14 protein-coding genes are annotated in these 14,564 nt (G+C 67.3%); 3 read left to right on the plus strand and 11 right to left on the minus strand.

Annotated features, from left to right (window positions below):
- Positions 1 to 2 precede the first annotated feature (2 nt).
- Genes moaC through JYA52_RS05715 form a run of 3 tightly spaced genes read right to left on the minus strand, consistent with a single transcriptional unit; the run spans position 3 to position 3,258 of the window.
- Positions 3 to 497 carry a cyclic pyranopterin monophosphate synthase MoaC gene (moaC, locus tag JYA52_RS05705; RefSeq protein ID WP_205652231.1) on the minus strand — a complete coding sequence of 165 codons (495 nt, stop codon included), beginning with the start codon at positions 495 to 497 and terminating at the stop codon, positions 3 to 5.
- Positions 485 to 1,816 (minus strand): molybdopterin molybdotransferase MoeA, encoded by a 1,332-nt coding sequence (locus JYA52_RS05710; RefSeq protein WP_205652232.1) that lies wholly within the window; start codon positions 1,814 to 1,816, stop codon positions 485 to 487. Before JYA52_RS05710 ends, moaC begins: the two co-directional genes overlap by 13 nt.
- Before the next feature lie 23 nt (positions 1,817 to 1,839).
- Positions 1,840 to 3,258 (minus strand): molybdopterin-dependent oxidoreductase, encoded by a 1,419-nt coding sequence (locus tag JYA52_RS05715; protein ID WP_240460003.1) that lies wholly within the window; start codon positions 3,256 to 3,258, stop codon positions 1,840 to 1,842.
- A gap of 280 nt (positions 3,259 to 3,538) precedes the next feature.
- Between JYA52_RS05715 and moaA the strand changes: the two genes are divergently transcribed.
- The gene (gene moaA / locus JYA52_RS05720; protein WP_205652233.1) at positions 3,539 to 4,681 is read left to right on the plus strand and encodes a GTP 3',8-cyclase MoaA; all 1,143 of its coding nucleotides are present in this window, start codon (positions 3,539 to 3,541) and stop codon (positions 4,679 to 4,681) included.
- Positions 4,682 to 4,685: 4 nt separating this feature from the next.
- Positions 4,686 to 4,952 (plus strand): MoaD/ThiS family protein, encoded by a 267-nt coding sequence (locus JYA52_RS05725; RefSeq protein ID WP_205652234.1) that lies wholly within the window; start codon positions 4,686 to 4,688, stop codon positions 4,950 to 4,952.
- A gap of 110 nt (positions 4,953 to 5,062) precedes the next feature.
- Here JYA52_RS05725 and JYA52_RS05730 read toward each other — a convergent pair whose 3' ends face one another.
- From JYA52_RS05730 to JYA52_RS05760, 7 genes are all read right to left on the minus strand, one after another.
- Positions 5,063 to 5,524 carry a DUF1579 domain-containing protein gene (locus JYA52_RS05730; RefSeq protein WP_205652235.1) on the minus strand — a complete coding sequence of 154 codons (462 nt, stop codon included), beginning with the start codon at positions 5,522 to 5,524 and terminating at the stop codon, positions 5,063 to 5,065.
- Between the two features lie 102 nt (positions 5,525 to 5,626).
- A complete protein-coding gene (locus tag JYA52_RS05735) occupies positions 5,627 to 6,970 on the minus strand; it encodes a M16 family metallopeptidase (protein ID WP_205652236.1) in 1,344 nt (447 codons plus the stop codon).
- A gap of 120 nt (positions 6,971 to 7,090) precedes the next feature.
- Entirely contained in the window at positions 7,091 to 9,343 is a 2,253-nt protein-coding gene (locus JYA52_RS05740) for a polyribonucleotide nucleotidyltransferase (protein WP_205652250.1), read from the minus strand.
- Between the two features lie 247 nt (positions 9,344 to 9,590).
- Positions 9,591 to 9,860: a 30S ribosomal protein S15 gene (gene rpsO, locus JYA52_RS05745; RefSeq protein ID WP_205652237.1), complete on the minus strand. Its 270-nt coding sequence runs from the start codon at positions 9,858 to 9,860 to the stop codon at positions 9,591 to 9,593.
- Between the two features lie 217 nt (positions 9,861 to 10,077).
- A complete protein-coding gene (kynU, locus tag JYA52_RS05750) occupies positions 10,078 to 11,322 on the minus strand; it encodes a kynureninase (RefSeq protein ID WP_205652238.1) in 1,245 nt (414 codons plus the stop codon).
- The gene (gene kynA / locus JYA52_RS05755; RefSeq protein WP_205652239.1) at positions 11,319 to 12,173 is read right to left on the minus strand and encodes a tryptophan 2,3-dioxygenase; all 855 of its coding nucleotides are present in this window, start codon (positions 12,171 to 12,173) and stop codon (positions 11,319 to 11,321) included. The genes kynU and kynA overlap by 4 nt, the downstream gene beginning before the upstream one ends.
- A 41-nt stretch (positions 12,174 to 12,214) precedes the next feature.
- The gene (locus tag JYA52_RS05760) at positions 12,215 to 13,198 is read right to left on the minus strand and encodes a bifunctional riboflavin kinase/FAD synthetase (RefSeq protein WP_205652240.1); all 984 of its coding nucleotides are present in this window, start codon (positions 13,196 to 13,198) and stop codon (positions 12,215 to 12,217) included.
- Between the two features lie 235 nt (positions 13,199 to 13,433).
- On the opposite strand from JYA52_RS05760, the gene JYA52_RS05765 reads away from it, so the two are divergent.
- Complete coding sequence (locus JYA52_RS05765) at positions 13,434 to 14,243, plus strand: DUF937 domain-containing protein (protein WP_205652241.1); 810 nt, start codon at positions 13,434 to 13,436, stop codon at positions 14,241 to 14,243.
- 139 nt (positions 14,244 to 14,382) lie between these two features.
- Here JYA52_RS05765 and JYA52_RS05770 read toward each other — a convergent pair.
- Positions 14,383 to 14,564 (minus strand): HNH endonuclease (locus tag JYA52_RS05770; protein WP_372433744.1); only part of this gene is annotated, 182 nt, incomplete at its 5' end.

The following is a 14,564-nucleotide window of genomic DNA, read 5'->3' on the forward strand; positions in this document are numbered from 1 at the left end:
ACTCACAGTCTCCAGTCCCCGCTCTTGCCGCCGCTTTTGGCCAGTACCTTGATGTCGGTCAGCACGGCGTGCTTGTCCACGGCCTTGATCATGTCGTAGACGCTCAGGGCCGCGACGGAGGCAGCCGTCAGCGCCTCCATCTCGACGCCGGTGACTCCCCTGGTCTTCACGGTGGCGAAGACCTCCACCGTGTCGGGGCCGAGCTCGAAGTCGACCGTCACCTTCGATATCGGCAGTGGATGGCACAGCGGAATCAGTTCCGGGGTCTTCTTTGCGGCCATGATGCCGGCCACCCGCGCCACGGCCAGGGCGTCCCCTTTTGGCAGGCCGCCGGTGCCCAGCAGCGCCAGGACTTCCGGCGTGCTCCGGACCGTTGCGCTGGCCGTCGCTTCCCGCGTGGTTTCCGTTTTTGCCGACACGTCCACCATCTGGGCGGTGCCGTCGCTCCGCAGGTGCGTCAGCGCGGCGTTGTTATTTTCTGCAGTCACAACATCCATACTTCCACTTCCGCGCCCTTTGCGAGCGCGGTCACTCCTTCAGGTACCTGGACCAGGGCGTTGGACTGTGCCAGGGCCCGGACGAGATGCGAGCTTTCGCCGCCCTCGAGCCGGACAGTGCCGTCCGGCAACAGGGTTCCGCGCCGTACCTGGTGCTTGCCCGCCGGCGACGTGAGCGGCTCGAGGAGCCGGCCGTGAACCACGGTCCGTGGTGAGGGAGAGCCCAACAAGCCGCTGAGGACCGGCCGCAGGAACATCTCAAAGGAGACGAGGCAACTGACCGGGTTCCCCGGGAACCCCAGGAGGGGCACGCCGTCGAACGTTCCGATCCCCTGTGGGCCGCCCGGCTGCATGGCCACGTGGCCAAAGTGCACATCCTGGCCGTCCATGGCCTGACGCACCACTTCGTATGCGCCCTTGCTGACTCCCCCGGTGGTCACAATGAGGTCCACCTCCGGGGCGTGGCGGCGCAGCAGGCTGCAGAGGGCGGCGGGATCATCCGTTGAGATGCCGGCCCTGATGACGGCCAGCCCTGCCTGCCGCAGCGATGTTTCCAGCAGGGTCCCGTTGGCATCGAAGATCTTGCCTGCCCCAAGTTGCCCGCCCGGTTCCACCACTTCATCGCCGGTGGTGACGAGGAGAACCGTCAGCCGGCGGTGGACCAGGACGTCCGGCATGCCCAGGGCTGCGATCAGCCCCAACTGGCCGGGACCGAGGCAGGTGCCGGCCGCCAGGGCAGCTTCACCCGCACGGATATCGCTGCCGACCTCCCGGATGAACGTCCCGGCGGCCGCTGGAGGCAGCCGCACTGTCGCGTCGGCGCCGGGAGCCGGAAAAGCTGCGGGGACCGCCCGCTCAATGGGGATGACGGCGTCGGCCCCCGGCGGGACCATGGCGCCCGTCATGATGGGGGCGGCCGTCCCGGGCTGCAGCGGCGCGGGGCGGGCGCCGGCCGGAACGGGAGCGGCGACGCGCAGTTCGCCACCGCTCTCGGGCACGTCCGCCGCGCGGATGGCAAAGCCATCCATCTGCGAGTTGGCGAAGGGCGGAAGGTCCAGCGGCGCGGTGATGTCCTCGGCCAGCCCCCGGCCCAGGGCATCGGAAAGGGCAAGCCGCTCGGTGTGCCCGGCGTTGCGCAGTGGCTCAAGGAGTGCCCGGACGGCGTCTCGGTGTTCGGCCACGCTGCGGTGCGTGTGTGCGTCGGCGTGCGTGTGTGCGTCGCGGTGCGTGTGTGCGTCGGCGTCGTCGTGGGCAACGGCCTCGTGGAGAACGGCGGCCGGTGGGGCGGCAGTGGCGTGCGGCTGCGTGTGGCGGTGCATGGTCCTGCCTCCTGGAGCAACGGCTATGGGGTCACGTCAACTCTAATGGTGTGGAAGCCCGTGGCACCGTCCGGGGCAACCGGTCTGCGCTCCTCTGCTTGGACGGTACCGGTGAGATCGGTCGCGCGCACCTGGACTTCATGCTGTCCCGGCTGCAGGTCAATGCCCAGTTGCCACTGGTACCAGGTGTCCACCGAGATCCCGGGAGCCAGCTGGGCCTGCTGCCAGCCGCCGCGGTCCACGCGCAGCTCCACTTTGCCGATTCCGGTGTGCTGCGCCCAGGCCACGCCGCCAAACATGACCTGGCCCGGACGGGCCGACCGGCCGTCGCGGGGTACATCGATGCGGGAGGAGATCTTGATGGGCCCGCGTTCGGACCAGCCGCGCGGCGTCCAGTATGCAACGTCATCGGCGAACCGGGTGACCTTGAGCTCAACGAGCCATTTCGTGGCGGACACGTAGCCATAGAGTCCGGGGACGACCAGCCGCACCGGGAAGCCGTGTTCCAGCGGCAGCGGCTCTCCGTTCATGCCGACGGCGAGCAGCGCGTCCCGGTTGTCCGTGAGGACTTCCAGAGGCGTGCTGGCGGTGAAGCCGTCCGAGCTCCGCGACAGCACCATGTCCGATCCGGGAAGCGGGCCGGCCATCGCCAGCAGTTCGCGGACTGGCCAGCCGAGCCAGAGCGCGTTGCCGATCAGGTCGCCGCCAACCTCATTGGACACGCAGGCAATGGTCACGTGGCGTTCCAGCAGCGGTTTGACCTGCAGGGCCTCGAAGTCGAGCTCTATCTCCCGCTCCACCAGGCCGGTGACCTTCAGCTTCCATTCCCGGGGGTCCAGGACGGGGACGGAGAGTGCAGTATCGATGCGGTAGAAATCCGGATTTGGGGTGACAAGCGGATCCATGCCGTCCAGGCCGATCTCGGCGCCGGCCGGAATCGCTGCTGCCGCAGATCGGGGTGCCGGTAGGCGCAAAGTCCGGCGGACCTCGGTGACTCCCGCTGCCCCGCCGCGCCAGGCCGTGGCGACCGCGCCGCCCACCAGGACTGCGGCACCAGTGCCGCCCAGCAACTGCAGGAATCCGCGTCGGCCGGACCGGCCCTGCTGCGCGCCCGCCTGCCAGGAGGCCAGCCGCCAAATCAGGCTTTGAAGCAGCATTCCGCCGATGCCGGCGGCGATGACCGGAAGCGCGACGGCGATGACAGTCACCTGCGCCCGGGTCAGGACCGCCGCCACACCGACGATTCCGAAGACCGCGAAGACGGCTGCCCCGGAATAGCGCCTGCGCAGCTCCAGCACTCCGGACAGGGCCGCGAGGGCTGCGATCACCAGCGCCATGCCCGCCAGCAACGCGAGCTTGTCGGCCGTACCGAACAGGGCAACCGCCCAGTCCTTTACTCCCGGCGGAACGGCATCAATAACCGCCCCGCCCAGTGCCGTCATGGTCGACAGGGACGGGCTGAGGAACCCTGCGATGAGCTCGCTGGCCACCAGTCCGGTGCCGGCGGCCACAACCCCGGCGGATGCCGCCCACCAGCGGGACCTGGGAGGTGCGGCTCCGGAAGCTCCAGATCCCGAGGAGGGGAAACTGTGCATTCCGGCTGAGGCCCCGGGCGCCGCCGGCTGGGACTCGTTCACCCTTCCAGCATAAGACCGGACCTCCGGCCCGGCTGCGGGATGTCACGGGCGTGATGCTTGGGCCAACGTGGCGTAGCCTGAATTTATGAGTGTTCAGCTTGGCATGCCGCAGCCGCGTGAAGGGGCAGCCCCGCTTCCTGGTGCGCCGGGCGTTCCCGCTGCCCGCCCCGCCGATGCTCCCGCCGGACTCGTTGACCGCTATGGGCGCCGCGCCACGGATATGCGCCTCTCCCTCACCGACAAGTGCAACCTGCGGTGCACCTACTGCATGCCTGCCGAGGGGCTGGAGTGGCTGTCCAAACAAGCGGTCATGTCCGCTGCGGAAATCGTGCGGATCGTGCGCGTGGGCGTGGAGCTGCTGGGCGTCCGTGAACTGCGCCTGACCGGCGGCGAGCCCCTGGTCCGGGCCGATCTGATCGACATCATTGCCGCGCTCCGGCAGGCGCACCCCGGACTGCCGATCTCCATGACCACCAACGGCGTGGGCCTGGACAAAAAGGCCGCCGCGCTCAAGGCTGCCGGGCTGACCCGCATCAACGTCTCCCTCGATTCCCTGCACGAGGAAACCTTCACCAAACTGACCAGGCGCCCGTTTCTCGACCGGGTCCTTGCCGGTGTGGATGCCGCCTGGGCAGCGGGACTCGGCCCGGTGAAGCTCAACGCCGTGCTCATGCGCGGCATCAATGACGCCGAGTCGCCGTCACTGCTGGCCTGGGCCCTCGGCCGGGGCTACGAGCTGCGGTTCATCGAGCAGATGCCGCTCGACGCCGACCACGGCTGGACCCGGCGGAACATGATCACCGCCGCGGAAATCCGTGACCTGCTGTCCGCGGACTACGTGCTGAGCCGGGACCCGCGGGCCCGCGACGGAGCTCCCGCCGAACGCTTTGAAGTACGACGCCGGGCGGCGGGTGCGGCAGCGTCAGCCGAAGCGGAAGGCCCCGTGCTGGGAACAGTGGGAATTATCGCCTCCGTCACCGAGCCGTTCTGCTCGGACTGCCGCCGGACCCGCATCACCGCGGAGGGCAAGATCATGAGCTGCCTCTTCTCCCGGGAGGAATTCGACCTGCTCGGATTGCTCCGGGCGGGGGCCAGCGACCAGGAACTGGCGGAACGCTGGCAGGATGCCATGTGGCTGAAGCCCAAGGCCCACGGCATGGACCATGTGGGACTCGACGCCCCGGACTTCGTCCAGCCGGACCGCAGCATGAGCGCCATCGGAGGCTGAACCCTTGAATGTACGTTACTTCGCTGCCGCACGCGCTGCGGCAGGCGTGGAGGAAGAGCGCTTCGACCTTCCGGCCGGATCCACGGTGGAATCACTGCTGGCCGCCGTCCTCGACGTCGAACGCCCCGAGCCGCCGGCCGGAACGCCGGGGCTGGCCCGGATCCTGGCCCGCAGCAGCTTCCTGCTCAATGAAGTGGCCGTGCGGGACCGCTCGGTGGTTCTCGCCGACGGCGACGTGGTGGATGTCCTGCCGCCCTTCGCTGGCGGCTAGCGATACGGCTGGCCGATGTCATGGCCAATGTCATGGCGAGCGGCGACGCATCAAGCTGACTGGCCCTCCGTCCGGGCCTTAAGTGTCCGTTCGCGTGTCCGTTCGCGCTGTCAGGTGCGGCGGCAAACGGAGGTCAGGAACAGAGCGAATGCTGAGGCGTCGGCCAGCCGGATCTCGGAGGTGTGCGTCAGCACGCCGTCGTCCACCCGGAAGGTATGCCTCGATGTATCCCGGCCGCTGTGGCGTTCCACCGTCAGCACTCCGCCGTGCAGGGTGCATCTCGTCGGGGCCTCCCGCGGCTGTCCCAGACTGTCCACGTGGTACCAGACGGTGTCCGGGTGGTCAGCGTCCATGGTGAACATGCCATGCCGCTCAACACTGATGCCGTCCGTTTCGGTGTGCCGGTAGCTCTGCAGCACGGCGTAGCCGGCGGCGGCCTTGGTGAACGTCAGCTCGGCGGCCGCCGACCGGGCGGGCCGGAGGGGTGTGGCCTCTATGTGGGTAGTGCCTGTCCAGTGGCCGAGGAAAACGTCGAGTCCCTCCTGAGCAGTGCCTGGGTGCGGACGGTCCATAGTTCCTCCAGTGTGGCCCCGGGTTCATCATCACGCCGGCGCATGGTGTTGTCCAGTAGGCACCGTGCGCGGAGGGCAGGCGTCCCCAAACGGGGGCGGGCGTCAGAGTCCGAAGGTTTCGGTCTCCTCGAAGGGCCCGACCACCGTCACTGTCCGGGGCGCCGCAGCGAGCTCGCCGGCCAGCTCCCGGACCTGCTCCGCCGTCACGGCCTTGATCTGCCGCAGGGTCTCGTCGATGTCCTGGTACTCGCCGGAAACGAGTTCGGCGCGGCCCAGCCGGGACATGCGGGAGCCAGTGTCCTCCAGGGCCAGGACGATTCCGCCGCAGAGCTGGCCCACTGCCTTGCGGAGTTCCTCCTCGGAGATGCCGCCCTCGGCGAGCTTGTCCAGCTCCGCCCCCAGCAGCTCCAGGACCTGCCGGACCTTAGTGGGCGTGCAGCCGGCGTACATCCCGAAGTAGCCTGCGTCGGCGTACGAGGAGGCGAAGGAATACGTCGAGTAGACGAGCCCCCGCTTCTCACGGATCTCCTGGAAGAGTCGCGAGGACATGCCGCCGCCGAGCACGGCGTTCAGTACGCTCATGACGTACCGGCGGTCGTCAGTGGCCACGATGGTGGGGCACCCCATGATGATGTTGGCCTGTTCCACGGGGCGCTTGACCACGTGCAGCCCCGCGGTTCCGGCGATCTGTGCGCGTTCCGTCGAACGGCGCTCCACAGGGGCAGCGCCGGGCTCCAGCGGCCAGCCGGCGGCGTGGAGGGCATCCACCACGAGGCGGCATACGACGTCGTGCTCCAGGCCGCCGGCGGCGGTGATGACCAGCTCGTCGGGACGGTAGTAGCGCCGGTAGTGGTCCCATACCGAGTCGCGGGCCACGGCCCTGATGGCGTCGGGGGTACCGCCAATGGGGCGCCCCAGCGGGTGCGTGCCGAGCACTGCGGCGACGAAGTGCTCATGGGCGACGTCGGTGGGGTCGTCGCTGTCCATGGCGATTTCCTCGAGGATGACGTCCCGTTCCTGTTCCATCTCGGCAGGGTCCAGCACAGCGCCGGTGATCATATCGGCGATGACGTCGATGGCCATCGGCAGGTCCGTGTCCAGCACCCGGGCGAAGTAGCAGGTGCTTTCCTTGGCTGTGGCCGCGTTGGATTCCCCGCCCACTTCGTCAAAGGCCGAGGCGATTTCGAGGGCCGTGCGCCGCCGGGTGCCCTTGAACAGCAGGTGCTCGAGGAAGTGCGTTGAACCGTGCTGGCCCGGCGCCTCGTCGCGGGATCCCACGCCGACCCAGAAACCGATGGTGGCGGAGCGCTGGCCCGGCATCGCCTCGGTCAGCACGCGCACCCCGCCCGGCAGAACCGAACGGCGCACTTCGGAGCCTCCGTCAGCTCCATGGATCAGGGTGTCACCGGGGTGGTTCTGCGCCAGCGGCAGGGGAACGACAGTCATCAAGGCCTTTCAGGAAGCGGAGCCAAATCTGCCTGCAATCCTACCTTTAAACGGCGGCAGGGCCGGTGGATGATCCACCGGCCCTGCCGCTAATGCCCGCGCCGTGAAAGGCGGTGCAGACTACTCTGCTGTCGCCTCGGCGACCTCAGCGGTGTCGGCGCCTTCTTCTTCGGCCACGACCGGCGAGAGGGACAGCTTGCCGCGGTCATCGATCTTGGTGATCTCCACCTGGATCTTCTGGCCCACGGAGACGACGTCATCGACGTTGTCCACGCGCTTGCCGCTGGCGAGCTTGCGCAGCTCGGAGATGTGCAGGAGGCCGTCCTTGCCCGGGGTCAGGGAGATGAACGCACCGAAGGTGGTGGTCTTGACGACCGTGCCCAGGTAGCGTTCGCCGATTTCCGGAACCTGCGGGTTGGCGATGGCGTTGATCGCGGAGCGTGCTGCGTCAGCAGACGGACCGTTGGTGGCGCCGATGTAGACCGTGCCGTCGTCCTCGATGGAGATGTCCGCGCCGGTGTCTTCCTGGATCTGGTTGATCATCTTGCCCTTGGGGCCAATGACCTCGCCGATCTTGTCCACGGGAATCTTGACGGCGATGACACGCGGAGCGAACTCGGAGAGCTCGTCCGGGGTGTCGATCGCGGCGTTGATGACCTCGAGGATGTGCAGGCGGGCTTCGCGGGCCTGCTTCAGCGCTGCTGCCAGCACGGACGCGGGGATGCCGTCAAGCTTGGTGTCCAGCTGGATGGCCGTGACGAACTCGGACGTACCGGCGACCTTGAAGTCCATGTCGCCGAAGGCATCTTCGGCGCCGAGGATATCGGTCAGGGCCGCGTAGCGGGTCTGGCCGTCAACCTGGTCGGAGACCAGGCCCATGGCGATGCCGGCAACGGCGGCCTTCAGCGGAACACCGGCGTTGAGCATGGACAGCGTGGAGGCGCAGACCGAGCCCATCGACGTCGAACCGTTGGAGCTGAGGGCCTCAGACACCTGGCGGATGGCGTACGGGAACTCCTCGCGGGACGGCAGCACCGGCACGAGCGCGCGCTCAGCCAAGGCACCGTGACCGATTTCGCGGCGCTTCGGCGAACCGACGCGTCCGGTCTCACCGGTGGAGTACGGCGGGAAGTTGTAGTTGTGCATGTAGCGCTTGCGCGTCACCGGCGACAGCGAGTCGATCTGCTGTTCCATCTTCAGCATGTTCAGCGTGGTGACACCCATGATCTGGGTTTCGCCGCGCTCGAAGATTGCCGAACCGTGGACGCGGGGAAGAACCTCGACCTCGGCGGTCAGCTGGCGGATGTCCGTCAGGCCACGGCCGTCAATACGGATCTGGTCCTTGAGGATGCGCTGGCGCACCACGTGCTTGGTGACCGAGCGGAACGCTGCGGACACTTCCTTCTCGCGGCCTTCGAACTGGCCGGACAGCGAAGCAACAACCTCGTCCTTCAGTTCGTCAGAGGCGTTGTCACGCTCCTGCTTGTCGGCGATCTGGAACACGGCGGTCAGCTTTTCGGCTGCAGCAGCCTCGACGGCGGCGTACACGTCGTCCTGGTAGTCCAGGAAGACCGGGAACTCAACGGTGGGCTTGGCGGCGCGGGCTGCCAGGTCCTGCTGGGCTTCGCAGAGGGCCTTGATGAACGGCTTGGCAGCCTCGAGTCCTTCGGAAACGACCTCTTCGGTGGGGGCGGTGGCGCCCTGTTCCTTGATGAGGTTCCAGGAGTTGTCCGTGGCTTCGGCTTCAACCATCATGATGGCAATGTCATCGCCTTCGGCACCGCCGGTTACGCGGCCGGCCACGACCATGTTGAACACGGAGTTCTCGAGCTGGGAGTGCTTCGGGAAGGCAACCCACTGCGAACCCTGCTCGTCCGCCACGAGGGCAACGCGGACGCCGCCGATCGGGCCGGAGAAGGGCAGGCCGGAGAGCTGGGTGGACATCGAGGAGGCGTTGATGGCCACGACGTCGTAGAGCTCGTCCGGGTTAATCGCCAGGACGGTGACGACGATCTGGACCTCGTTGCGCAGGCCCTTGACGAAGGCCGGACGCAGCGGGCGGTCCATCAGGCGGCAGGCCAGGATGGCCTCGGTGGACGGGCGGCCTTCGCGGCGGAAGAACGAGCCCGGGATACGGCCGGCGGCGTACATGCGCTCTTCGACGTCAACCGTCAGCGGGAAGAAGTCAAAGCCTTCACGCGGGTGCTTGCCTGCCGTGGTGGCGGAGAGCAGCGCGGTGTCTTCGTCGATGTACACCATGGCTGCGCCGGCTGCCTGCTTGGCAAGACGGCCGGTTTCAAAGCGGATTACACGCTTGCCAAAGCGGCCATTGTCAATGACTGCTTCTGAGAACTGGATTTCGGGACCCTCCAAGAGAGTCACCTCCGTTTCTTTGTTAACGGAAGTCCAGCCGCATCAACCCAGTCCAGCATCTGTCTACTGGCCTGCACTGCACCCGGTCATCGATCGAGACCCACGGGCCGGGCTTCAGTCAGCGAAGCTTTCCCGGGGATCACTACCGAGGACCGCGAATGCGTGATGCGGTTGATCCTCCTGTTTAGTTTTTCTACTGAAAGAGGCGGCCCGTTCCGTGCAGGAAAGGGCCGCCCCCTAAGTCAGACTAGCGGCGCAGGCCGAGACGCTCGATGAGCGCACGGTAGCGGGCGATGTCAGTCTTCTTGAGGTAGGTGAGCATGCGCTTGCGACGACCGACCATGGCCAGCAGACCGCGCTGGGTGTGGAAGTCGTGCTTGTGCTCCTTCATGTGCTCAGTGAGATCCTTGATCCGCTGAGTCAGGACAGCAACCTGGACCTCGGGTGAACCGGTGTCTGCTTCGGTGGTTGCGTATTCCTTGATGATGGACTGCTTTACAGCGGCGTCAAGTGCCACAATAACTCCTAGAGATGTGCCGTGAGGCCCGAATCAGTAACTCACTGCCGGGGTGTGCCGGCGCGGACCATCCCGTCAAGGCAGGCGGTACGCACGAAACAGGATCCAGCAACCACGGACTGCAGCCGGATCCACCGTTTAGTTTACCGGCCTTGTCGCAATCTTGTCGAAACGCCGCGGCGGCCGCCGCAGGAGGCGTTCACCACTGCACATGCCGTCAGTGCCGCGGCAGCAGATCGCGGACGGCTGCCATGCCTCGGTGCAGCTCCGCGAAGCCGGTGCTCAGCGGCGAGAGTCCGATCCTGATGCCCGCCGGGGCACGGAAATCGGGGATGACGTCCTTGTCCCACAGGGCGGCGGTCACTTCACGGAAGGACGGATGGTCGACGGTGATGTGGCTTCCCCGCTGCTCAGGGGCACGCGGTGTGGCGAGCCGGACACCTGCCGGGGCCAGCCAGGCGTCGTGGAGTTCCAGCGCATACGCCGTGAGGCGCAGGGACTTTTCCCTGACTGCCGCCATCCCCACTTCCTCAAGCAGGTCCAGGGTGCCGCGCATTGCGATCATCCCGAAAATCGCCGGGGTTCCGCTGAGGAAGCCGCGGATGCCCGGGGCAGGCTCATAGCCGGGACCCATCTCAAATGCGTCCCGGCGTCCCATCCAGCCCCAGATGGGCTGGGCCAGGCCCGGAAGATGCCTGGCATTGACATACGCGAACGCGGGCGAGCCGGGCCCGCCGTTGAGGTACTTGTAGGTGCAGCCCGCGGCAAAATCGACGCCGGCGGCGTCCAGCGCAATCTCCACTGATCCGGCCGAATGGCACAGGTCCCACACGGCCAGCGCTCCGGCGTCGTGCACTGCCGCCGTGATGCCCGGCAGGTCGGCGAGGAACCCCGAGCGGTACGCCACATGGCTCAGGAGCACGACGGCGGTGGCCGGCCCTACGGCCTCCCTCACCTGGTCAAGGGTCACGCCGGAGTCGGGGTCGGCATCGATCCAGCGCAGCGTCAGCCCCTCCTCCCGTGCGATGCCCTCGACAAGGTAGCGGTCCGTGGGGAAATTGTCCGTGTCCAGCACGATTTCTGTCCTGGCGGGATCCTTGACTGCGGCCAGGGCGGCGCGGATCAGCTTGTAGAGCACCACGGTGGTGGAATCGGCAATGATGGTCTGGCCGGCAGCGGCGCCCAGGACGGCACGCCCCAGCTGGTCGCCGATAGCCTGGGGCAGCTCCAGCCATTCCTCGTCCCAGCCGCGGATCAGGCGGCCGCCCCAGCCCGAATGGATGAACGTGTTGATGTCCTCGGCTGTCCTCTTGAGCGGGCGCCCCAGGGAGTTGCCGTCAAGGTAGGACAGGTCCGTTTCCGTGCCGATGAACCGTTCCCGATAGGCGGACAGGGGGTCCTCGGCGTCGAGGAGGAGGGCACGCTCGAGGAGCGCATCGTGGGACTCGCGAAGAGTGGTCACTGGCCGATCTCCGTCCGCACGGCGAACAGTTCCGGAAAGAACGTCAGTTCGAGGGCTTTTTGCAGGAAGGCCGCGCCGCTGGAGCCGCCGGTTCCGCCCTTCATGCCGATGGTCCGCTGCACCGTCCGCAGGTGCCGGAACCGCCACAGCTGGAAGTTGTCCTCGAGATCCACCAGCTCCTCGCACGCCTCGTAGGCGCCCCAGTTGTCGGACGCGTTCTCGTAGATGTGCTTGAACACCGGGACGAGCTCCGGCACGAACTCATGGGCCCTCGTGACGTCGCGGTTCAGGACAGAGGCGGGCACGTCGAAGCCCTGGCGGTGCAGGTAGGCAAGGAACTCGTCGTAGATGCTTGGCGCCTCGAGGACTTCCTGCAGCAGCGCGTGGGCCTCCGGGTCCGACTCAAATACCGGCATCATCTTCCGGTTCTTGTTGCCCAGCACGAATTCCACGGCCCGGTACTGGCTCGACTGGAATCCCGAGGAGTTCCCCAGGAAGCCGCGGAACTGCGAATACTCCGTGGGCGTCAGGGTGGCCAGCACGGACCACTGCTCGGTGAGGGTTTTCTGGATGTGCTTGACGCGGGCGATCCCCTTCAGGGCAGTGCCCAGGCGGTCCGCCCGGAGGTGTTCCGCCGCGCTGCGAAGTTCATGCAGCACGAGCTTGAGCCAGAGTTCGGTGGTCTGGTGCTGGATGATGAACAGCATCTCGTCATGGTGTTCGGGTGTGCTGACGGGCCGCTGGGCGCTCAGCAGCGTGGGCAGCTGGAGGTACGCCCCGTAGCTCATTCTGGAACTGAAATCCCGGACGATTCCCTTGTCCAATTTCCTGGTGTTTTTCTCCACGGTCACAGCGTTGCCTTCCTTGCCAAGTACTGTGTGGGGCTGACGGATCAGCGCTTGAGAAGGAGGTCGTGTGCCTGCACGACGTCCTGGCGCATCTGCTCCACGAGGGCTTCAGGCCCACGGTACGCCACCATGCCCCGGAGCCTGGCGACAAACTCCACAACTACTGTCTGGCCGTACAGATCGAAGTCGTCTATGGATTCCTGGGGACGGTCGATGACGTGGGCCTCGACCTGGCGGCTGACGCCGTCGAAGGTCGGGTTGGAGCCGACAGAGATGGCGGCCGGCCACCGGGTGCCGGCCTGGTCCACGAGCCAGCCCGCATAGATCCCGTCCGCCGGGATGAGTCCGCTGGCGTCAGAGGAGAGGTTGGCAGTGGGAAATCCGAGGGCGCGGCCGCGGGCTGCCCCGTGGACAACCTCCCCGCGCATCTGGTGGGGGCGTCCCAGCACGGCGGCAGCGGTGGCCACATCGCCTGCCATCAGCGCCTCACGCACCCAGGTGGACGAACAGCGGCGGTCCGTTCCGCCGTCGTCATGGAGCGGAAAGCCCTCCGATCCGAATTCACTGATGACGAGCACCTCAAACCCGAACTTCTCCCCCAGTTCGCGCATGGTGTTCAGGTCCCCGGAGTTTCCGCGGCCAAACCGCGTGTCGTGGCCGATGACCACGTGGCTCACGTGGAGGGCGTCAACGAGGACCGTGCCGACGAATTCTTCCGGGCTGAGGCTCGCGAGTTCGAGCGAGTACTTCATGACGAGCACAGCATCCAGGCCGAGCTCGCCCAGCGCCAGGAGCTTGTCCTGCAGGCCCATGATGAGCTCGGGCGCGGACTCCGGCCGGTGGACTTGGGAAGGATGGGGGTCGAACGTGACCGCGACGGACCGTGCCCTGTTCAGCCGGGCCGTCCGGATCAGCTGGGACAGCACCTGCTGGTGGCCGCGATGGACGCCGTCGAAGTTGCCGATAGTGACAACGGAAGGACCAAAGTCGTCGGGGACTTCGGTCGGATCGTTCCAGATGTGGACCATCAACCTCGCCTTTTACTGCCTGACACGAAACACGTCCGGCTGCCCATCCAGGCTCCGGAACTCTCTAAGATTACCCGCATTCGTCCGGCGCCACGGACCGCGGCGGAGCCTGCGCCCGCGGTGATCTACCGCCTGCGGGAGTCCCGGACTACGATGCAGGGGCAGCTGTCCGGCGACGCGAGCCTGCGCCGCTCCCCCGAAAATCCGCGCCCCAGCGGACCAGAAGGAGTACGCCTTGACCGACATCCATGACCTCCTGGCCCAGATCCCGGTTGACCAGATCGCAGCCCTGCTCGGTACCGACACGGCGTCCGCACGGGCAGCGGTGGAAACCGCGGTGCCCACGCTCCTGGCCGGTCTGCAGAACAACGCCCAGGCCCCGGACGGCGCGGCGTCCCTCGAATCCGCGCTGGCCCAGCACCAGGACGGCCTGACCGACGGCGGCGTGGACGCCACGCAGGTGGACACCGCCGACGGCGAGAAGATCGTGAGCCACGTCTTCGGCGGCCAGCAGGACCAGGTGGCGAGCCAGCTGGCGGGCACCGCCAACCTGGGCGGCGCCGGAGGGGACCTGGTCCGCAGGCTGCTTCCGATTCTCGCCCCGATCATCATGTCCTACCTGGCCAAAAAGATCCTCGGCGGGCAGCAGGGTGGAGGACAGGCCTCGCCGCTGCCAGGCGGAACCGACGCCGGCGGGGCAGGCGGCGGCGCTGCCGTCGGGGCGGGCGGCGGCGCTGCCGGCGGGGCGGGCGGCGGCGCTGCCGGCGGGGCGGGCGGCATCGACCTCGGCAGCATCCTGGGCGGCATCCTCGGCGGCGCTGCCGGTGCCGGAGGGCAGGGCCCAGGGAGGCTTGGGGGACATTCTTGGCGGCATCCTGGGCGGCGGACAGCCGCAGGGTGGGCAGCCGCGGGACGCGCTGGTTCCCGAGCCTATGAACGATTCCACATCACAGCCGCCGGCCGAACCTCTCGGGCAACCCACCCGGCAGTCCGGCGCGCCCGTCCCGGGCGAGCTCATCGAGGTCGACCTTCCCGACGGCCCTGACGAGAAGCCGTAGGACGGCAGGAAGAACGTCGGCGGCGATGGTGGCCTGCTGGGCTGGCTCTTCGGGATGAAATAGCCATATGCCGAACCGCCGGGCCCACCGCATTCGCTTCTCCACGAACGCAGCATTTGCTGGCCGTCATTCGAGCCGGAAGTAGTTGTTTCTCCGCGGTACCTGGCGGGGGTCGATGTGCGGTGGCGGGATGAACCAGGGGACGCCGGATCGCATGTGGATGGTCCATTGTTCTTTGTGGATGAGGTGGTGGTGATGGGAGCACAGGAGGGTGCCGTTGTCGGTGCCGGTGGTGCCGCCGTGTGACC

The organism is Arthrobacter pascens, from assembly GCF_017052465.1.
In the GTDB taxonomy this organism is placed as follows: Bacteria; Actinomycetota; Actinomycetes; order Actinomycetales; family Micrococcaceae; genus Arthrobacter; species Arthrobacter pascens.